We start from the raw sequence: 20,651 nt of genomic DNA on the forward strand, positions 1-20,651 counted from the left end.
GCTCGATAATCCCATGATTCGGGGTCAATTGTGGCCGGATTGGCGGCCGCGATATCGGGCGATGAACAATATTCAGCCGACCAGGCTTATCAGCCCACAAGTCTTGCGACCGCGTCCGCAGGCGACATGGTCTCGCGGGAGCCGTCGGCTCGCCGCTTGATCTCGACCTTGCCGTCAGCGAGCCCCTTCGGGCCGATCATGATCTGCCAGGGGATACCGATCAGATCGGCGGCGGCGAATTTGGCGCCGGCGCGCTGGTCGGTGTCGTCATAGAGCACGTCGACGCCCTTGGCGGTGAGCTCGGCATAAAGCTTCTCGCAGGCCGCATCGACCGCGGCATCGCCCTGCTTGAGATTGAGAATCGACACGCGGAACGGCGCGACAGCCTCCGGCCATTTGATGCCGGCATCGTCATGGCAGGCCTCGATGATCGCGCCGAGCAGGCGCGAGACGCCGACGCCGTAGGAACCGCCATGGATCGGCACATCGACACCGTCAGGTCCCGCCACCAGGGCCTTCATCGCGTCGGAATATTTGGTCCCGAAATAGAAGATCTGGCCGACCTCGATGCCGCGGGTGTTCACCCGCTTGTCCGCGGGCACTTCCTGCTCGAAGCGCGCGGCGTCGTGGACGTCTTCCGTGGCGGCGTAGACCGAGGTCCATTGCTTGATGATCGGCGTCAGGTCGCTGTCGTAGTCGACGTCCTCGCCCGGCACCGGCAGGTCCAGCACGTCGCGATTGATGAAGACGCCGGATTCGCCGGTTTCGGCCAGCACGATGAACTCGTGGCTGAGATCGCCGCCGATCGGGCCGGTCTCGGCGCGCATCGGGATCGCCTTCAGCCCCATCCGCGCAAAGGTGCGCAAATACGCCACGAACATCTTGTTGTAGGCGACGCGCGCCGCGGCTTCGTTGAGGTCGAACGAATAAGCGTCCTTCATCAGGAACTCGCGGCCGCGCATCACGCCGAAACGCGGACGCTGCTCGTCGCGGAATTTCCATTGGATATGATAGAGATTCAGCGGCAGGTTTTTGTAGGACTTCACATAGGCGCGGAAGATCTCGGTGATCATTTCCTCGTTGGTCGGCCCGTACAAGAGCTCGCGCTTGTGGCGGTCGGCGATGCGCAACATCTCCGGACCATAGGCGTCATAGCGGCCGCTCTCGCGCCAGAGATCGGCAAGCTGCAGCGTCGGCATCAACAGTTCCAGCGCGCCGGAGCGGTCCTGCTCCTCGCGCACGATCTGCTCGATCTTCTTCAGCACGCGGAAGCCGAGCGGCAGCCAGGCATAGATACCGGCGGCCTCCTGCCGGATCATGCCGGCGCGCAGCATCAGCCGATGCGAGACGATCTCCGCCTCTTTCGGATTTTCCTTCAGGATGGGCAGAAAGAACCGCGACAACCGCATGGTAATACTCTGGGAATCAGTGATGCGTTGCAGTGAAACCGGATTGAGAGCGAAAACACAAGACCGGGAATGAGGAAAAGCCGCTAACGCAACGGAATTCCTGTCATTTTTCCGTCGGACTTCAGGTTCAGCCCGAGCTGCGGCTCACGGCGGCGTGACGTCGAGTTCATCTTCGAGCGTGATCTGCTCGAAGTCGGTCACCAGCGCGTCGATCCGCGCGTGCCAGCGGCCGGCAAAGGGCAGCTCGACCTTGCGCACATGCCAATAACCATCGGGCCCGAGCGAGGCCCTTCGCTCCATCGGCTCGATGCCGCGCTCGGGCAGGCTCAGGGTCAACGTCGCCTCCTTGGCCGCCAGCGGCGTCCCCTCGCCGGTCATGAGCTGGAGCACGACATCATTGGCCCCCGCCTTGCCTGGCGAGACCAGGACCTGGAACATCGCCTTGTCGCTATGGATGTGGATCGCCAAAGGCGTCTCCGGCACGATCGTCCGCGGCGGCGGCGTGAAGCGCCAGCCGGCGACCACCGCCAGGACGGCGAGAGCAATCGTACCTTCCAGCACGATCGAGCGCTTGAGCGCGGGCGTCCCTGTCTCGTTCCGTGCCAGGGCCGGAGTCAACCGGAACCGATTGAGCGCGGCCAGCGCCAGCAATCCCGTGACCAGAACTAGCTTGACCGAGAGGATCAGCCCGTAGCGAGTCTCGACCAGCGCTCCAGGCTTTTCGAGCTGCACGATCGCGAGTGCGAGGCCGGTCAAGGCCAACACGCCGACCGCGAGCGCAGCAATGCGGGAAAAGCGGTTCACAATCGCGAGCGTCGCAATCGTCGGCTTCGATACCAGCGCTACGAGCGGCGCGAGAGCACCGATCCAGATGGTGACACCGAGGCCATGAAGAAAGATTGCAGGCCGGGTCAACGCCTCAGGCGGGGCCGTTGCGGCGTGCCCGGTCATGGCGAGCGACAGACCGACGCCGACCAACGCCATGATCGCAAGAGCACGCGCGTACCACGCACTGCGCAGCGCCATCAACGCGAGTAGCATTGCAAGCAGGGCAACCAGCAGCGCAGGGCCGGCGCTGGTCGCGAGCGCGACTTTCCAGGGAGCAGCGGTCGCGAGGGCTGCCAGCGGCAGCCCGAGGAGATCGAGGCCCAACGCGCCGACGGACGCCACCGCGCTCGGGAGACCGAGCGCGAGCGCCATGCGCGGCACGGCCATGCCGGTCATCGACCAAGCAACCCAGCGCGCGAAGAACACGCCGCCGACGCCGATGAACAGCCCAACGTACAGGCCGACGCGCGCCAGCCAGATCAGCGCGTTCAACCCGCTATCCTCAGCGGCGGCAGGCTTCGTCGCGGTCGGCATGCCAATCGAGAAGATCACCGATCCGGTGACGGGATGACCGTCCTGCGAGATCACGCGATAGCTGACGACCGCGGTCCCCTCAGGCAGATCCGCCGGCATCGCGACCGAAATCGTCTCGCCCGATGCGCTAACGCGCGCATCATCCCGCGCCCTGCCCGCACCATCGATCAGCCGGATCGCGCCCGGCGTTACCGCCTCGTTGAAACGCAGCTCCACCGCCTTGGGCGCGGCCGCGAGCATGCTGCCGCTCGCCGGCTCAACCGAGAGCAGCGCCGCATGCGCCGACGCACCGCTTGCGAAGCCGGCAACGAGGAGCAGCGTCGCAAGCGCGGCGAAGAGGCGCATCAGGGTTTTGGCAGCAGTTTCACGCCCGGCGCCGGCGACTTGCCCTCGGACTTGCCCTCATGCGAATGCCCTGCCCCCGCCGCCGGAATTTCGATCCAGCGGCTGACGCCAGCCTCGCATTCCTGAACGACGGGGAAGTACAGCACCGTGTTCGGCTTCAGGCTGTCGGTCAGGAACGTGCTGAGGACGAATTCGTCATAGTTCTTGTCCGGCAGCTTGCCGCCGGACCACGCCACCTCCTTGACGCCGGAGGAGAGCTTGTTGCCGTGATAGTCGTACTCCGCGGCATATTTGCCCTCGACGACATCGATGGTCCAGCCGGCCTTCGGCATCGGCTTCACCGCGATCACCCCTTCCGGAATCTGCACCCGGATCTTCACCGTCGGCGAGCCCGCGCAGCCATGCGGCACAGTGAAGACGGCCTTGTAGGACGTGCCGACAGTGGCTTGCTTGGTCTCGATCGACACGTGCGCCGCCGCCGGCGAGGCGGCGAGCGCGGCAACCAGGATCAGGCAGGATTGCTTCGACATGTTCGGTCTCCCGAGAGTCCAGATCCGTCTCATTTCATCTTCATTCCCGAGTGATCCGGCATTTTCTTCATGTCCATATGACCTGAATGCCCGGCATCGCCAGGCGCCTGCGCGCCGACGCCCTGGACGTCGAGGGACACCGCGACCTTGCCGGCCTTCTCGAATTGCAGCGTCACCGGCACCTTGTCGCCCTGCTTGAACGCGCCCTTCAGCTCCTGGAGCATCAAATGATTGCCGCCGGGCGCGAGCTTCACCGTCTTGCCGGCATCGACCACCAGCCCCTTGTCGAGCGGGCGCATCTTCATCACGCCATTGTCCATCGCCATCTCGTGAATCTCGGCCTTGCCCGCGATATCGGCGGACACGCTGACCAGTCTGTCGGCCGCCGTGCCCTTGTTCTCGATGGTCAGATAGCCGCCGGCGACCTTCGCGCCGCCCGGCGTCGCCCGGCTCCAGGCCTGCGAGACGACGAGATCGCCGGCCTTGACCTCGTCGGCGACCGCCGGTGCTGCGGAGATCGCGAGAGCGAACGCAGCGAGCAGCACGTTTTTCGAGATTGTCTTCATATCGGTATTCCCTTTGCAGACTGAACTTCAGTGTTTGGAGCGTTGTTGCGCTGACCATTTTTCGAGATCGGCAATTTCAGCCGAGCCTTCGATCGTCGTGACGGTCCCTTCCGGGGAGATGAGCATGGTCCTGGGGATGTCGCCCTGCCAAGCCGGATCGATCTCGAACCGCAAACGCTCGACAAAGCCGTCGTTGAAGATGAAATTTTCGGTCGACGACAGACCCGCCTTGTCGAGCATCGATTGCGTGGCGGCCGGCAGGTTCGGCACGAGATCGGCGCTGACAGTGACGACGTCGACGTCAGGATGATCCTTGGCAAACTGGCCGAGCAGCGGCAGCTCGACCTTGCAGGGGCCACAGGTCACGCCCCAGAAATGCACGAGCACGGGGCGGCCGGCGTGCCCCCGAAGGACCCTTTGCCAAGTGCCGCGTTCGAATGGCTTCAAAGCGGGAGATGCGGCAAGCGCAGCCACTGAAGCGATCAGAACGACAAGTCCCGCAATGCCTACAAATCGAAATCTCATGGTTGGTCCTCGATAGCCCTGAGCCGATAGCCATCCGCCTTCGTCATCCACGACAGGTAGGTCTGCTTGCCGTTGGAGACGAGCAAAGGATGGTCGGACGTGTCGGTCGTACTCGATATCGTCTTCGGCGGCGACCACGTCTCGCCATCGTCGCGGGAGATCGTCATCTGGACCGAGGTCTTCTCGCCGTCGAACTCCTTCCAGACCATCACCGTTCCCGGCGCGCCCGCGAGCACGAAGGGGCGCGTCGGATTGCGATCCGGCCGCCCCAACGCCATCGGCGAAGAGAACGTGCGGCCTTCGTCGCGCGAGTGCGCGTAGAAAAGTCCCTTCCGCGCCTTTCCGTTGGTGTACCAGGCGACGTGATAGGTGCCGTTCGGCGCAACGGTGAGGCTCGGCCCATGGTGTGGGCAGGCATTGATCTGCCAGTCGTCGTTGCTGACCCGGCGGACTTCGCCTGGCGTCGCGACGTCGGTGAAGGTCATCACCGCGTGGTCGCGCACGCCGCCCTCAAAAATGTTCCTGAAGATTGCGACCGGCCGCCCAGACGCAGCGAATGCCAGCCCCAACCGGCAGCATTCGCAGGTGCCCTCACGCGCCAGCTTCGCGTCTGCGTAGGCGGTGCCGCCGTCGCTGGACGACGTGAAGAACAGCCCGGCCCCCTCGTACTTCTGTCCCGCTTCCTTCGCAAAAATGCGATTGCGCTTGTCCAGCCACGCCGCAAATACTGTTCCATCCTGATCGAGCGCCAGCGCCTCGAAACGTTGGCTCTCGTTGCTGGCGGTGATCGGCTTCAGCTCCGCGAAGCTTTTCCCGCCGTCGGCCGAGCGCGTGGTGAACACCTGACCGTTGAAGGCCTCGTCCCTGAAGGTCGAGAACGCGAGCGCGATGCCCCCCTTGCGGTCGACCACGATCTTCGGCCGCGCATCCGGCCCCCAATCGAGGTTCAGCCGCTTCGTCGTGACTTGAGTGGGCGTCGAGAAACTTCGGCCGTAGTCCTGCGAACTTGCGACCGAGACCTGCCCTCCCGCCATCCAGACCAGCCACAGCGTCCCGTCCGGACCGAAGGCGGGCGTCGCCTTGGTCGCACAGCGCAGCGTCGGCTCCTCGCACGCAGCTTCGGACGCGTGCTTGCCGTGCATCTGCCCCAGCGCCGCACCTTGCAGGCATGCGAGAGCGGCTATCGCGAGCAAGCCAGTTCGGATCATGGCCCTATTCCCTTCGAGAGCCCGGATCATTTGAAGGCCACCTTCATACCTGCAACGAACAGGCGTGGCGAGCCCGCATAGATCGACCCCGGTGCCGTGCTTGCGAGCGTGTTCCCTGGAATTTGCAGGCCGGCCGCCGTCACGGTGTTTGCGATGTTGTTTGCCGACGCAACATAGGTGCGATCGAATACGTTCCTGACCTCAAGAAACAGATTGAGTGACTTGAAGGTGTCCGACACCAAGTCGGTCTTGTAATGGACGTTCACATTGACCAGCTCGTAGCCCGGCGCCTTCAGCAGATTCGCGTTGTCCATGTAGAAAGAGTCCTTCCACTGGACCTCGACGAAGCCGCCGAGGCCTGCCAGCGGGCCGGCGAACTCGTCGTAGCCAATTCGAGCCGTCAGCTCGTTGGGCGAGATACCAGGAATTCTATTGCCGGCACGGTTGAAGCTGAAGACGGCGCCATTGGTGATGTTCTCGACATATTCGGTGTAGACCTCGTCGAGATAGGTGTACGCCGCCATGAACCGCCAGCCCGGATAGAACTTCCAGTCGGCGGCAAGCTCGATGCCCCGATGCTCCGATCGCGGCGCGTTGAACGAGTAGTTTACACCCGCGACCGATGTGGCCTGGTTGACGATCTCGTTACGGAAAAACTCGTAAAAGCCGGTCGCGCTGAGCTTGAACGCGCTGTTCGGCGTCCAATCGAAACCGAGATCGTAGCCAAGATTCTTCTGGGCCTGGAGCTGGGTATTGTTGCCCGGCAATCCCGTTTGAGCGACGAAAAGATTTGAGACCTGCGGTGTGCCATACCCCGTGGCAACGCGTGCCCGGAACAGCCATTCGTTGTTGAGATTGTAGAGCAACGCCAACTCTGGCGCAGTATTTTGAAACTGCCGGTCCGCGGTCGTCGGCGTCGTCGTGGTGATGCCGGTGGGACCAGCATATGAATAGGCCGTGTTGGTGCCCTTGAGCAAGGTCGTCTCCCAACCGATGCCCGCAACGGCCGTTAGCGACGATGTAAGCTTGAGCTCTTCCCTGGCACGAACACCATAATTGGTCGTCTCGCTGTAGAGATTGCTCGACAGCCTGCCGAGCGTCGCGTTGCCTCCCGGCATCACGTTTCGCGTATCGCTCGATGCCGTCAGGGTGTTGTAGAAGGCGCCGAAGAACGCGGTGGACTCCAGGCCGAGAATCTCTCCGCGCTTGGTGAGATCACTCATGTAGTTGTAGGACGGGAAGTCGCCGATCGAGCTGGTGGAGCCAGTTGGCTGACTGATGTTCCGGTCGTCGAACACGAACTGGTTGCGCCAGGTCGTATTGTTGTCGAAATCGTGCTCCCACCGGCCCCCGACGATGGTGCGGCGGTCGTTGCGGCCGAGCCCGGCCTGTACGGCCGTCTGCGTATCGGTCCCGGCGGTCGCGTTGAAGCCATTGTTGAACAGCCTGACCGTACCGCATCCGGGCGCCGCCGTGGCACCGGTCGCACAGCCCTGCTGGAAGGGATTTTGATAATATTGGTTCAGCGTGGAGCGAAGCGGCAGCCGCGCGCTGAGATCGTTGTTGATGATCTTGACCGTGAAGCGGTCGTCCGGCGTCGCCTTGAGCGTGCCAAGGAAGTTGACGGTCTGCGTATTGAACCAACTATTGCCGATATAGCCGTCGCCTCTTGTGTCGCTCGCAAACAGCGAGCCCTCGAAGTTCCCGACCTTCTTGCCGGCCGCAAGGTAATTGTTGAGGTAGCCATAGCTGCCGCCGTCGACGCCGTATTCGACGCCGTCGATCGTGCCGCCCGGCCGTGTGCGGAAATTGAGCGCGCCGCCGGTCGCATAATTGCCGTAGAGCGCCGATGAGGGGCCGCGGATCACGTCGATCGCACCATAGGCGTGGGGATCGATCAGGTCGCTACGCGACAGTCCGTCCGGCTGCGTGACGGGGAATCCGTCGTCGAAGATCACGAGATTGCGGATGCCGAATCCGTTCCGGGCATTGGATCCGCGAATCGAGATGCCGAAATCGCGCGGACCATTACCCTGCTTGATCGAAATGCCCGGACTGTCCCGCAAGACGTCGCTGACCGAAAACGAGGGCCGGTTGTCGAACTGGCTGCGATCGATGGTCGTCGCGGTCTGTCCGGCCGGCGCCTGATTGAGACCGGCCCGCACTGCGCCGGCGGACATCGTGTTGCTCTGCCCCTGGGCACCGTCGGTCGCGTTCGGCGCGACCGGCCTCGCTGCGCGCGCCGCCGAAGCGGAGAGCTGCCGCGTTGCCCGGGTGATTGGCTTGGGACGGGACGTCTTGGGCGCCTCGACCGTCACCGCGGGAATCGCTTCCGAGGCAGCCTGGGCGAGCGCGTCTGAACCGATCGGGGACACCAGTCCGAAAAGCACGGGCAAGCCCGCGCGCCCGATCGCACGAATGCGTAACATCTCTTGAATTCCTGACATCCGGCACCTCGACCGGTCCATTGAGCACGCCCATCGGCACAGCAACGGCGCGCGCCAATGGTTCGGTTTGTCGCTACGTCAGGAAAATTGAGGGGGGGCGCGGGCCTGGGCGCTCGAACCCCTGGGAGCGGCGATGGCGGACGCATCCGCCGGCTGCCACACCACGCGCGCGGCATGGCGGAAGGGAATCGAGAGTGCCGCGTGCGTCGGCGAATCCAGCGACGCGCCCGCTTGGGCCAGACAACACAGGGCGCACGCACCCGCATGCGCGGTCGGGGTGCCCGTCCGATCGTCGAGGCCACCCTGATCGCTCGCACTGTGGCAGATGACGGCGACTGACAGCGGATCGGCGATGGCTTGTCCCGTCGCCCAACAGGCGGCGATCGGCGCCAGCACCTGCATCACCAAGGCGAGCAGGACCAGGGGTAGGAATTTCTGTAACCGCGCGCGCATCCGCCGAACCGTTCGTTCGTCTGCTAACTAAACACCGCGCCGGGCCCAAGTCGAGATCAGTTCCGCCGCCTTCTTGGCCCAGCGCAAATTTGTCGGAAAACCATGGTCGGGCTACCCCATCATGGGCTCAGGGGCCGGCATTTGAGCCAGATCAAACGGCCCGAATTCCACAGATTTCTTATATCTGTCATATACTTGCGGGGTGGGAAGCCCGATCATTTCGTCTATTGCTCGAATTTTGAACATTCGTTGCCGAAAATGATGACAAGTGAGAAAAGTTGATCTAGCATCCCCTTGCTCAGGCTGGCCGTGAGGTCGAAGTCTGGTGGTCCAAGTCTCGGGAGGAGCCCCTGGCGCGCAAAACGCAGCGTCGCCCCGTCAATCAAGAGCAAATCTTAGAATCGGGGATAATAGGGTCGACACAATTTTTGAGCGGGGCCAGGGCCCCGCTCTTTTTTTGTCCGCATGGCACTTTCGCCGATGAATATGCCCTCCAATCCAGTCGAACTCAGCTTTGAACTCGCGGCCTCGCGCTGCGCGGATCTCACGCCCCTCGTCTACCAGCGCCTGTTCGACGAGCATCCCGAAACGCAGGTGATGTTCCGCTCGGAGGGCGCCGACCTCGTGAAGGGATCGATGCTCGCGCTGACGATCGAGGCGATTCTCGATTTCGCCGGGATGCGTCATGGGCATTTCCGGCTGATCGCCTGCGAGGTGGCCTCACACGACGCCTATGGCACGTCGCCCCAGCTGTTCACCGCCTTCTTCACCATTATCAGGGATACGCTGCGCGATCTGCTCGGCGATGAATGGTCGATCGAGATCGCGCAAGCCTGGGACACATTGCTCGTCGACATCGACGCACTCGCCGGCACGACGGCCTGACGCTTTGCGCTGCACCAACGCGGCGTGCTGCGATGGCGCGTGTGATTGCAGATTGAGTGGCATCAACTCTTGTGAGACACTTTCGACATCGGTTGCGCAATCAATGACGCGCCGACGATAAAATTTATGGGAGCGAGCGATGTCCGGGACGAAAGATTTCTCGACGACGAGGCGCGATCTTCTTCAGGCGGCTGCGACCGCCGGCGCCGGAGCTGCCCTCCTCGGCAGCATGGGCATAAACCCCGCATTGGCCGCCGAGGTCGGGCGAAGCGAGAAGCCGTTGAAGGCGGCGTTCTCCAATGCAGGCCTGCAGGCTACATGGTGCGCGCAAGGAAAGCAGGCCGCCGAATTCTGGGGCAAGCTGTTCAACGTCGAGGTCACCTGGTTCGACGGCCAGCTCGACGCCGTGAAGCAGCGCGCGGCCATCGACAACATGGCCTCGCAGAAATGGGACTTCGTCGCGATCCAGGCCTTCGGTATCGGCACCCTCACCCAGCCTGTGCAGAAGATGATCGACGCCGGCACGCCCGTGATCGACATGGACACGCTGATTGCGCCGCTCGACCAGATCAACGTCCACTCCTTCCTCGCTCCCGACAACGAGTTCATGGGCGCCTCGGTGACCCAGGCGCTGTGCAACGCGATGGGCGGCAAGGGCAAGATCATCATGACGCAGGGCGCGCTCGGCCACACCGGCGCGCAAGGGCGCGCAAAGGGCTTCACCAACACGGTGAAGCAATTCCCCGGGATCGAGGTGCTGGACACCCAGCCGGCCGACTGGGACGTCTCCAAGACCGCGCGCCTCTGGGAAACATACCTGACCAAGTATCCGCAGATCGATGCGGCATTCTTCCACAATGACGACATGGCGCTCGCCGCCGCCAACATCATGAAGGCGCGCGGCCGCACCAACATCCTGATCGGCGGCGTCGATGCCATGCCGCCGGCGATCCAGGCGGTGAGCGAAGGACGCATGTTCGCGACCGTCCGCAATCCGTCCTGCCGCATCCATGGCGGCGCCATCATCGCGGGCGTCTCCGCCGTGGTCGGCGGCGAGAAGAGCGGACAGGGCATTCCCAAGAACGTCGTCACCGACGGCCCGGTCGTGACCAAGGCCAATGCCGCCGGGATGCAGTGGATGCAGGATCACTTCCTGATCTGAGCTTTCATGCCCGAGGTGCGTTCGCCCATCCTTGAACTGCAGGGCATCACGAAGAGCTTCGGCGGCGTCGAAGCGCTTCGTGGTGTCGACTTCGCGCTCCATCCCGGCGAGATTCACGGTCTCGTCGGCGAGAACGGGGCTGGAAAAAGCACGCTGATGAAGATCATCGCCGGCGTGCATACCGAATTCTCCGGCCGCTTCCTGATCGACAGTCAGGAGACGCATTTCCGCTCGGCGCGCGATGCGCATGCGGCCGGCATTGCCATGGTGCACCAGGAGCTCTCTGTCGCGCCCGACCTCACGGTCGCTGAGAACGTTTTCCTTGGCAACCAGCCAACCAACGCCCTTGGCCTCGTGCAATGGCGGCGCATGGCGCGCGAGGCCGGCGAGCAGCTCGCCCGCTTCGGCATCGACGTCGATCCGATGAGCAGGCTGGGTGATTTGCCCATCGGGCTGCAGCAGTTGATCGAGATCGCGCGCGTGCTGTTCTCCGGTGCCCGCATCGTGATCCTGGACGAGCCGACCTCGGCCCTCTCCCCGCCCGAGGTCGAGCGGCTGTTCGCGACGCTGCGGCGGCTGCGTGAAGAAGGCACCAGCATCGTCTTCATCTCGCATTTCATCGAGGACATCCTGCGCGTGTCCGACACGGTGACCGTGTTCCGCAACGGGCGGAAAGTCGCAGAGACGGCCAGCGCCGCCACCAGCAAGGGCGCGCTGATCGAGGCCATGATCGGGCGCGGCGGCGAAGCGCTCGAGCACAGCTACACCGACGACCTGCTGCTGCCGCAACCGAGCGACAGCGCGGTGGTTCTGAAGGTCGACCAGCTGACGCTCGCCCGCAGCCTGAAGGACATCTCCTTCGAGGCGCGCGCTGGCGAGGTGCTGGGCATCTACGGCTTCATGGGCTGCGGCCAGCAGGAGCTGTCGCGCATCCTGTTCGGCAAGCTGAAGCCTGATAGCGGCGCGCTTCTCGTCGAGGGTCAGCCAAAAACCTTTGCCAGCACGGCGGCGGCGCGGCGCGCCGGCGTGGCGCTGGTGCCGGAGAGCCGCCGCGACATGCTGTTCCACCAGGAGCCGGTCTACAAGAACATCTCGATCAGCATTTTGGACCGCATCTCCTCCCTGCTGCTCAAGCCGGCGCAGGAGCGCGATATCGCGAAGCGTCAGGTCGAGCAATTGCAGATCCGGCCCCCGGTGGTCGGCCTCGATCTCGGCATGCTCTCCGGCGGCAACCAGCAGAAGGTGGCGCTGGCAAAATGGCTGACCTATCCGCCCAAGCTCCTGGTGCTGTGCGAGCCGACCCGCGGCATGGACGTCGGCGCCAAGAACGACGTCATCAACATCGTCCGCGACCTCCGCGCCAAGGGACTCGCGATCATCGTGCTGTCGACCGAGCCGGAAACGGTGCTGTCGCTGGCCGACCGCATCCTCGTGCTCAAGCGCGGCGCACTGGTGCGGGAATTCAAAAACGAGCCGGTCAGCAAGGACCGCCTGCTGCAAGCGGCGTGACGGAGAAGCACAATGACGAGCAGTGAGACGGCTTTGGCGGCGGGGCAGCGGGCGCGCGGGCTGGCGCCCTTCCTGCGCTCGCAGATGCGCAACATCGCCCCGTTCCTCACCCTGATCTTCCTGTCCGGCTTCTTCGCCTTTGCCAGCCCCTCCTTCGCGACGCTCGACAATCTCGGCAACATCCTCACGCAAGTGTCGGTCACCGGCATCATCGCCGTCGGCCTCACCTTCGTGATCCTGTGCGCCGAGATCGACCTCTCGATCGCCAGCATCGCCAATGTCACGGGCATCGCGGTCGCCTACTTCACGCTGCAGGAATCCTACGTCAACATCGCCAACATTCCCCTCCCCGGCGCGGTCGCCATCCTGCTATCGATCCTGCTCTGCGCCTTGCTCGGCCTCGTCAATGCGCTGGGGCTGACCGTGATCGGCATCCCCTCCTTCATCATGACGCTGGCGATGATGCAGATCGCCGCCGGCATCTCGGCGCTGCTGGTGCGCGGCCAGATCGCCTACAAGGTGCCGAGCCTGATCACCACGCTCGGCTCCGGCTCGATCGGCGGCATCCCCTGGCTCGTCATCATCGCCGCGCTAATGCTGCTCGGCGGGCATCTGGTGCTGACCTACACGCGCTTCGGCCGCTACGTCTACATGGTCGGGGGCAATCGCGAGGCGGCCGAATATTCCGGCCTCAACGTCAAGCTCATCCTAGGCGCGGTGATGGTGATCTCGGCGGTGTGCTCGGGCATCGGCGGCATGCTCGGCGTCGCCCATTTCGGCAGCGCGCAGCAGAACGAGTTCGACACCTATCTGCTCGACTCCATCGCCGCCGTCGTGGTCGGCGGCACCAGCCTGTTCGGTGGCCGCGGCGGCATCGGCAACACCATCGTCGGGCTTTTCGTTCTCGGTGTGCTCAACAACGGCCTCGATCACGTCAACATCGACAGCTTCCTGAAGATCCTGATCCGCGGCCTGATCCTGCTGGCCGCACTGGTCATCAACGTCTATGCGCAGCGGCTGAGGGAAAAGGCGGCGGACTAGACAGTCCTCAAAACAAAAACTGCGAAAACAACCCCATGCACAGTAGAAACTGTGAGGAAGTTCAGCTGCTTATCGAAGCCGCAAGTGCGTGAGCCCACCGCACCGGGATTGACCCGTCGGGCAAAACAGAAGCAGAAGCAACAATGACCCCGTCATCCCTAAGGAGCGGAGCAGGCGATGCGACAGCATCACATGCGGAGCCTCAGGATGAGCGGCCACGCTGCCAGCCGCTTCGAGGCGCGTTGAAGAAGCGGCCACCTCAGGGTGACGGTGACAGGGCAAGGCTCGCTGCACCGATCTCATCCGCCCGCCAACACCTCACCGCGTGTCCATCGGCTCGCGTCTCCAGCAGCGGCCCCGGCTCGTGCCGGCACACCGCCTCCGCATAACGGCATCTTGGGCTGAAGGCGCAGCCGTTTGGGGGATTGAGCGGGTTGGGAAGGTCGCCGCCTGTGGTCGCCAGCGGGGCATGGTGTAACGGATCAGGAATCGCGGCGATCAGGGCTTGCGTATAGGGATGCGCCGGGCGCTCGAAGATCTCGCGCCAGTGGCCGTTCTCGACGATGCGGCCGAGATACATCACCGCGACGCGGTCGCTCATGTGCTCGACGACGCCGAGGTCGTGGCTGATCATGATGTAGGACAGGCCGAGCGTGTCCTTCAGTTCCAGCAGCAGATTGATGATCTGAGCGCGGATCGAGACGTCGAGCGCCGAGACCGGCTCGTCGCAGATGACGATTTTGGGGTTGAGGATCAGCGCGCGAGCAATGCCGATGCGCTGGCGCTGACCGCCCGAGAATTCATGCGGGTAGCGGCCCGACTGCTCGGGCCGCAAGCCGACATGCCGCAGCATGATTGCGACGCGATCCTCGATCTCGCTTTTCGCGGTGACGCCGTGCACCCGCAGGGGATCTTCCAGCGTGCGGCGAACGGTCTGGCGGGGATTGAGCGAGGCGTAAGGGTCCTGAAACACCATCTGCACGGTGCGCGCCAACGCCTTCCGATCGCCGGATTGCCTGCTCCTCACGACCTGCCCGTCCAGCACGATGCGGCCGCGCGTCGGCGTCAGCAGGCCAAGGATCGACAACGCGACCGTCGACTTGCCGGAGCCGGACTCGCCGACGAGGCCGAGGCATTCGCCGCGCTTCAGCTTGAGATCGACGCCATCCACGGCACGCAGCATCCGCTTGCCGCGGCCCAGCAGGCCGCCGCCTAGCGGAAAGTGAACCGCGAGATCCTCAACGCTGAGGATGAGGCCATCGTCCGGCCTTCGGTCACCCAGCATATTTTGCGGCTCATGCATGGTGATGACACCTGACCAGACCGCCCGCCGCCAGCAGATCCGTCTCCGGCGCGATGGTCCGGCAAATATCGGTCGCCTGTGCGCAGCGCGGATTGAACCGGCAGCCCTCGGGGAAATTCGTGATCGCCGGGACGACGCCCGCGATCTCCTTGAGCCTGGTGCGGCCGAGCGCAGCGCGGCTGCCGAGCCTCGGCAGCGAGGCGACCAGGCCTTGCGTATAGGGGTGCGAGGGCGAGCGGAAGATATCGGCCGAACCCCGCTCCTCGACGATGCGGCCGGCATACATCACGGCGACGCGGCGGCAGACGTTCGCGACCAGGCCGAGATCATGGCTGATCATCAGGATGGCCGTTCCCCGCTCGGCGCACAAATTCCGCATCAGCTCGATGATCTCGGCCTGCACGGTCACGTCGAGCGCCGTGGTCGGCTCGTCGGCGATCAGGAGATCCGGACCGCAGGCGAGCGCAATCGCGATCATCACGCGCTGGCGCATGCCGCCGGAGAGCTGGTGCGGGTAATCGTTGACGCGGCGCTCAGGCGCGGGAACGCGGACGCTCGCCAGCGCCTCGACCGCCAGCCGGCTCGCTTCCCGCCAGCTCTTGCCCTTGTGCAGCACGAACATCTCGGCGATCTGCCGGCCCACGGGCGAGACCGGGTTCAGCGCCGTCATCGGCTCCTGGAAGATCATGGCAATGCGGTTGCCGCGCAACTCCCGCTGCCTGGCGGCGGAGAGGTGCTGGATCTCCTGTCCTTCGAACCGGATGACGCCGCCGCCGATCGAGAGCGGCGGCCGCAACAGCCCGATCAAGGCCAGCGCCGTGATGCTCTTGCCGCAACCGGATTCGCCGACGAGGCCGAACGTCTCGCCGCGTGAGATGCGGAACGAAATGCCCTCGGCCGCCGCGACGCGCCTCGATCCGTCGTCGAGATCGATGCGCAAATCCTCAACCTCGATCAGCGGCGCGCCGGTCATGTCCGCCGGCTCCGCGATTGGGGATCGAGAATGTCGCGCAGGCCATCGCCGAGCAGGTTGAGGCCAAGCACGGTCAGGAAGATGGCGAGGCCCGGAAACACCGAGAGCCACGGCGCCGTCGTGATCTGCTCGCGGGCCTCCGACAGCATGCTGCCCCAGCTTGGAAACGGCGGTCGGACGCCGAGGCCGAGGAACGACAATGCGGCTTCGGACAACACCGCGCTGCCCATGCCCAGCGTGCCGATGACGATGATGGGGCCCAGCATGTTCGGCAGCAGCTGCGTGATCATGATGCGCAGATCGCCGTAGCCCAGCACGGTCGCAGCCTGCACGTAGCCCTGGCTCCTCAGCGACAGCGCCGAGGCCCGCGCAATCCGGCACGTAAAGGACCAGTTGGTCAGCCCGAGTGCGATCAGCAGGCTGGTCAGGCCAGGTCCGAGCACCGCCATGATCGCCAGCGCGAAGATCAGCGAGGGGATCGCGAGCATGAGATTGGTCAGGGCGTTGACGACATCGTCCCACCAACCGCCAAAATAGCCGGCGCTCAGCCCCAAGGCCACGCCGATGACGCTGTTGATGAGCTGAGAGATGATGCCGACCGTCAGCGAGACCCGCGCGCCATACACGACGCGGGAATAGATGTCGCGGCCCTGGTCGTCGGTCCCGAACCACCAGGTCCAGCTCGGGGGCTCCTCCGCATTCATCAAATTGGCGTCCATGACCGGATCGGTGTGCGCCAGCCAGGGCGCGAGCAGGCCGACCAGGATCGCCAGCGCGAACAACACCCCACCGATGACGAGATTGGCGCGGAGCTTCATTGCAAGCGCTCCACCGCGAAAAGGATAATCGTGTGTGGCTTTAGCGAGAACTCGCCGCGGGCGCGTTTCGCCTCTCCCGCTTGCGGGGGCGGCCGACGCGCTCGGAGAGCGCGGCGGGTGGGGGCTCTCGCCACACAGGGAACCCCGATGCGGAGACACCCCCACCCCGACCCTCCCCCGCAAGCGGGAGAGGGGGCGCAGCACCCGTGACGCCACACCGCGCGCCTCGTATGCGATTGCCTTCCCGTCCAAGCGTGATGGAGCCCGCCCGCGCTCATGCGTATCTGATCCTGGGATCGATCACGCCGTAGAGTACGTCGATCAGCAGATTGATCGCGAGAAAGGCCAGCACGACGACGAGAATGGAGCCCTGGACCGCCGGAATATCGCGCTGCAAGACACTGTCGACCAGCAATGAGCCGATCCCCGGCCACGAGAACAGTTTCTCGACCACGACCGCCTGCCCCATCAGGCCACCGAATTGCAGGCCGACGGTGGTGAGAATGATGACGAGCGCGTTGCGCATCACATGCCACTTCACCACCCGCGTCTCGCTCATGCCCTTGGATCGCGCGGTGCGGACGAAATCGGCGGTCATGATCTCGAGGACCGCGGCGCGCGTCGTCCGGGCAAACAGCGCCATCGGCGAGACGCCGAGCGTCACCGCCGGCAGGAGCAGATATTTCAGTCCGCCATCGCCATAGCCGAAACTCGGCAGCCAGCCGAGCTTCAACGCGAACAGGTACATCAGAACCAGTCCGAGCCAGAATTTGGCGATGGAAAGGCCCGACACCGCGACGACCATGGCAAGCGTATCGACGATTCCGCCCGGTCGCAGTGCCGCGATGAAGCCAAGCGGCACGCCGATCACGACCGAGAACGCCATGGCTGCGAAGATCAGTTGCAGCGTCGGCCATGCCCGCTTGGCGATCATGGTCGTGACAGGCTCGCGGGTCCGGAACGAGGTGCCGAAATCACCGGTCGCGAGCTTGGCAATGTAGGCGCCGAAACGCACGTAAACGGGATCGTCGAGGCCGAGCTGCTTCTTCATGCGCAGCTCGACCTGCGGATCGCTGTCGTCGCTCATGGAGGAGACGATGCTGCCGGGAACCACGCTGAACAGCACGAAGACCAGCAGCACGACGGCGAGCACGGTCGGAATGGTCTGCAGCAGGCGACGGAACAGGAAGGAGAGCATCGGCACTTTTCCTCTCTCCCTCCATCGTCTGTGGCGACGGAGGGAGCGCGAGAGCGTATGTCACTTCGCGGGCGAGGTCTCGTCGACCCAGAGGTCTTCGACGTTCTGATGGGTCAGCTCCGTGGCGTTGAGCTGAATCCCCTTGAGCCACGGCTGCACCGCCATGACCGCCTTGTTGTAGTTGAAGAACCAGACCGGTGCCTCCTCATAGAGCAGCGCATTGGCCTTTTGCAGCAGTTGGGCGCGCTTTGCCGGGTCGTCGGCCTGCCCGGCCTCGTCGACGATCTTGTCGAAATCGGCGTTCTTGAAGAGCATGTAGTTGCAGGCTGGCTGCGGAGTCGACGAGTGGAAGCACTTGAGGGCCGCCTGCGGATCCGGGCCGCTCGCCTGGGAATAGATGAAGGCCTGGTAGTCGCCGGTGCGAACCACCTCCGCCAGCACCGCGGTCTCGACCTGCTTGACCTTCGCCTTGATGCCGACTTTGTCCAGCATCGGGATTACGGCCGAGACGATCGGCAAGCCCCAGCTCTCGTTCTGGCTGGTGGTCCATTCGAACTCGAAGCCGTTGGGATAGCCGGCCTCGTTAAGCAGCTGCTTGGCCTTGGCGGGATCGTAAGCGTACGGCTTCATCGCCTTGTCGTAAGCGGGCGAGGTCAGCGGCAGCCAGCTGGTGGCGCGATAGGCCTTGCCCTTGACCAGCTTGTTGATGATCAGGTCGGTATCGATCGCGTAGTTGATCGCCTGTCTGACGCGCTTGTCGGCGAACGGCTTGAATGACGGATTCATCCCCATGTAGCGGGTGAAGACCTCGGCGACCTCGACGATGGTGCCCTTGAGATTGGCGTCGGACTGATAGGCCACATATTGCGCGGGCCCGAGCACCGAGGTGTCGACCTCCTTGTTGCGGAAGGCAACATCGCGCGCCGCGGCCTCGCCCATGATCGACACGACGATCTTGTCGGCGTAGGGCTTGCCGGGCTTATAGAACCGATCCCACCGCTCCAGGACAATGCGCGATCCCGGTACGTGCTCGACGAATTTGAAGGGCCCGAGACCGATCGGCTTCTGGATAAAACTCTCCTTGGCGCCCTCGTCGGCGGGATAGATCGAGGTCAGCGCGGTGAAGAAGTAGAAGCCGGGATCGACCTTCTCGGTCAGCTTCATCTCGACGGTGAAGTCGTCGATCTTCTTCAGCCCGGAGATCTCCTTGGCCTGGCCCTTCTCGACCGCGGCCGCCCCCTCGATCACGCGGACAAACCGCGCGCCGGGATAGGCCTTGGTGCCGTCCATGATGCGGGTGTAGGACCAGATGATATCGTCGGCCGTCATCTTGCGGCCATTGTGGAAATAGGCGTCGTCGCGCAGCTTGAAGGTGTGAACGAGACCGCCGCCCGAGACCACATCCTCCTTGGCAAGCTCCAGGACCGGCTTGCCCTCCGCGGAATTCCAGATGTACAGCGAGCGGTGCAGCGCCTTGGCGTAGATCTCGTCCTGGGCACGCTGCGTGGTGTGAATGTCCAGACTGGTGAAACTCGAGCCATAGGGCGCGGTCATCCGGATGGTTCCGCCCTTGCGCGGCGTCTGGGCCTCCGCAGATCCAGCGAGCGCCAGTCCCAAGCCCGCGACGATCGCCATCATCCTGAACATCATGTGTCCCCCACCAACGCAGGTATTCCGATCAGGGATTTGATCATTCGCGGCCTGTCGAATGCAAGCTTCGTTTTTGATGGAGACCAATGTCAGTTCCGGAAGGCGGCCGTCCGGCGATGCCTTCGGGGCCGGTTGCATCCGCCCGGCGATGCAAGCCCTCGATTGACGCGGTGCGTCATCGAGCAACGGGAATAGTGAACATTTCTCGCGATCGGCGCGACCAAGCTCAGGACCGTTATCTGAGCCCCAGGGATCGCGGAAAACAAGGATCGCGCAAAAAAATGACCCGCCGAACGCTAGGTATCCTGCTCGCCGGCAGTCTGGTCGCCGCGACAGCGGCGATGGCGATCCCCGTCACGCCGGACCCTGCCCGCGACGGCCCGACGAAAAACATTCAAATCAATTGGTCCCACACCAAGCGGTCAAACGGGTTTGTCGACGATACATGGTGGGCACTCAGGGGCCGTTGCGCCCCGGACTATCTTGGCGAGCGCCTGCTCTGCGACACTGTCGGGCTTCTGACACAAGCCGCGAGCCGGACATTCGAGGCCAAGATGTCCGACGACATGGGCCTGCCGCTGGTCGACCGTTGGACCCTGATGACCGCGAAGAATTCGCCTTTCATGAGGTCGGCTCACGTCGAGACGCCGCTCAGTCTCGAGGACGTGCTCGGCTTCTATCGCGCTGCACTCGAAAAGCGCGGCTGGACCGAGAACGACGGAGCGGTCGTCGCGCCCGACAGAGCCGTCGTCGCCTTCACGACGTCAGACGGGCCGGCGCTGCTCCGGCTCGTCCGTCAGGGCAACACAACGATCGCCGACCTTGCGCTGCGCAAGCCGTTGGCCGCCACGGCCAAAATCCGGCCGGCGCCGGGACAAGTGATGTTGTTGCTCGGCAACAAAACGGATGAAGCGGCCGACATCACCGTCAATGAGCGAACCATCAGACTGGCGGCTCACGCCGGAGAAGAACTGATCGATTTTGACGCCGCTGCGGATGAGTTGCCTGATAGCCAGAAAATTGATCTGCCGCCGGGCCAGTACAAGGTCACCCTGAAGCTCAAGGGCAGCGCGGCCCAGACGCGTGAGTTCGAGGTCGCGGTCAACGAGACCTGGGGTCTGCTGGTCGGCCCCGAAGGCGCGCCGCTGCCGATGCGAATGTATTGAGCGCGCGCTGGCGTCTTGGACCGTCATCCTGAGGTGCGAAGCATGCGATGCGAACGCAGCGCGTGCTGAGCCTCGAAGGATGAACGGCCGCGATGCAGCCG

18 protein-coding genes are annotated in these 20,651 nt (G+C 63.9%); 5 read left to right on the top strand and 13 right to left on the bottom strand.

Features of this window, described 5'->3' with window-relative positions; translation table 11 throughout:
- Window positions 1-89: 89 nt before the first annotated feature.
- The 8 genes from proS to GGD67_RS33545 all read right to left on the bottom strand — a co-directional run bounded on the left by proS (window position 90) and on the right by GGD67_RS33545 (window position 8,845).
- On the bottom strand, window positions 90-1,409 hold the full coding sequence (proS, locus tag GGD67_RS33510; protein ID WP_018320182.1) for a proline--tRNA ligase: 1,320 nt from the start codon (window positions 1,407-1,409) through the stop codon (window positions 90-92).
- 144 nt (window positions 1,410-1,553) lie between these two features.
- The gene (locus tag GGD67_RS33515; protein WP_179738759.1) at window positions 1,554-3,116 is read right to left on the bottom strand and encodes a CopD family protein; all 1,563 of its coding nucleotides are present in this window, start codon (window positions 3,114-3,116) and stop codon (window positions 1,554-1,556) included.
- Entirely contained in the window at window positions 3,116-3,646 is a 531-nt protein-coding gene (locus tag GGD67_RS33520; RefSeq protein WP_179738762.1) for a YcnI family protein, read from the bottom strand. Before GGD67_RS33520 ends, GGD67_RS33515 begins: the two co-directional genes overlap by 1 nt.
- A 29-nt stretch (window positions 3,647-3,675) precedes the next feature.
- Entirely contained in the window at window positions 3,676-4,212 is a 537-nt protein-coding gene (locus tag GGD67_RS33525) for a copper chaperone PCu(A)C (protein ID WP_018320179.1), read from the bottom strand.
- Window positions 4,213-4,239: 27 nt separating this feature from the next.
- Complete coding sequence (locus GGD67_RS33530) at window positions 4,240-4,737, bottom strand: TlpA disulfide reductase family protein (RefSeq protein WP_179738895.1); 498 nt, start codon at window positions 4,735-4,737, stop codon at window positions 4,240-4,242.
- Window positions 4,734-5,945 (bottom strand): sialidase family protein, encoded by a 1,212-nt coding sequence (locus tag GGD67_RS33535; RefSeq protein WP_179738764.1) that lies wholly within the window; start codon window positions 5,943-5,945, stop codon window positions 4,734-4,736. The genes GGD67_RS33530 and GGD67_RS33535 overlap by 4 nt, the downstream gene beginning before the upstream one ends.
- 26 nt (window positions 5,946-5,971) lie before the next feature.
- A complete protein-coding gene (locus GGD67_RS33540; protein ID WP_246784360.1) occupies window positions 5,972-8,374 on the bottom strand; it encodes a TonB-dependent receptor family protein in 2,403 nt (800 codons plus the stop codon).
- A 96-nt stretch (window positions 8,375-8,470) separates the two neighbouring features.
- On the bottom strand, window positions 8,471-8,845 hold the full coding sequence (locus GGD67_RS33545; RefSeq protein ID WP_018320175.1) for a DUF2946 domain-containing protein: 375 nt from the start codon (window positions 8,843-8,845) through the stop codon (window positions 8,471-8,473).
- 480 nt (window positions 8,846-9,325) lie between these two features.
- Here GGD67_RS33545 and GGD67_RS33550 point away from each other — a divergent pair, with 480 nt between their 5' ends.
- From GGD67_RS33550 to GGD67_RS33565, 4 genes are all read left to right on the top strand, one after another.
- Window positions 9,326-9,730 (top strand): globin, encoded by a 405-nt coding sequence (locus GGD67_RS33550; RefSeq protein ID WP_179738766.1) that lies wholly within the window; start codon window positions 9,326-9,328, stop codon window positions 9,728-9,730.
- A gap of 139 nt (window positions 9,731-9,869) precedes the next feature.
- Window positions 9,870-10,892 carry a sugar ABC transporter substrate-binding protein gene (locus tag GGD67_RS33555; protein ID WP_018320172.1) on the top strand — a complete coding sequence of 341 codons (1,023 nt, stop codon included), beginning with the start codon at window positions 9,870-9,872 and terminating at the stop codon, window positions 10,890-10,892.
- A gap of 6 nt (window positions 10,893-10,898) precedes the next feature.
- Complete coding sequence (locus GGD67_RS33560) at window positions 10,899-12,401, top strand: sugar ABC transporter ATP-binding protein (protein WP_179738768.1); 1,503 nt, start codon at window positions 10,899-10,901, stop codon at window positions 12,399-12,401.
- A 12-nt stretch (window positions 12,402-12,413) separates the two neighbouring features.
- Window positions 12,414-13,442, top strand: coding sequence for an ABC transporter permease (locus GGD67_RS33565; protein ID WP_092257272.1), 1,029 nt, complete (start codon window positions 12,414-12,416; stop codon window positions 13,440-13,442).
- A 259-nt stretch (window positions 13,443-13,701) separates the two neighbouring features.
- Here the strand turns inward: GGD67_RS33565 and GGD67_RS33570 are convergent, their stop codons facing one another.
- The 5 genes from GGD67_RS33570 to GGD67_RS33590 all read right to left on the bottom strand — a co-directional run bounded on the left by GGD67_RS33570 (window position 13,702) and on the right by GGD67_RS33590 (window position 19,384).
- The gene (locus GGD67_RS33570; RefSeq protein WP_179738778.1) at window positions 13,702-14,745 is read right to left on the bottom strand and encodes an ABC transporter ATP-binding protein; all 1,044 of its coding nucleotides are present in this window, start codon (window positions 14,743-14,745) and stop codon (window positions 13,702-13,704) included.
- On the bottom strand, window positions 14,738-15,718 hold the full coding sequence (locus GGD67_RS33575) for an ABC transporter ATP-binding protein (protein WP_179738780.1): 981 nt from the start codon (window positions 15,716-15,718) through the stop codon (window positions 14,738-14,740). Before GGD67_RS33575 ends, GGD67_RS33570 begins: the two co-directional genes overlap by 8 nt.
- Entirely contained in the window at window positions 15,715-16,536 is an 822-nt protein-coding gene (locus GGD67_RS33580; protein ID WP_018320167.1) for an ABC transporter permease, read from the bottom strand. Before GGD67_RS33580 ends, GGD67_RS33575 begins: the two co-directional genes overlap by 4 nt.
- Window positions 16,537-16,810: 274 nt before the next feature.
- The gene (locus GGD67_RS33585; RefSeq protein WP_179738899.1) at window positions 16,811-17,734 is read right to left on the bottom strand and encodes an ABC transporter permease; all 924 of its coding nucleotides are present in this window, start codon (window positions 17,732-17,734) and stop codon (window positions 16,811-16,813) included.
- 60 nt (window positions 17,735-17,794) lie between these two features.
- Window positions 17,795-19,384 (bottom strand): ABC transporter substrate-binding protein, encoded by a 1,590-nt coding sequence (locus GGD67_RS33590; protein WP_179738782.1) that lies wholly within the window; start codon window positions 19,382-19,384, stop codon window positions 17,795-17,797.
- A gap of 86 nt (window positions 19,385-19,470) precedes the next feature.
- Here GGD67_RS33590 and GGD67_RS33595 point away from each other — a divergent pair, with 86 nt between their 5' ends.
- Window positions 19,471-20,550, top strand: a complete 1,080-nt coding sequence (locus tag GGD67_RS33595) for a hypothetical protein (protein WP_246790885.1) — start codon at window positions 19,471-19,473, stop codon at window positions 20,548-20,550.
- Window positions 20,551-20,651 lie beyond the last annotated feature (101 nt).

Origin of the sequence: Bradyrhizobium sp. IAR9, assembly GCF_013408065.1 — a bacterium.
Lineage (GTDB): Bacteria > Pseudomonadota > Alphaproteobacteria > Rhizobiales > Xanthobacteraceae > Bradyrhizobium.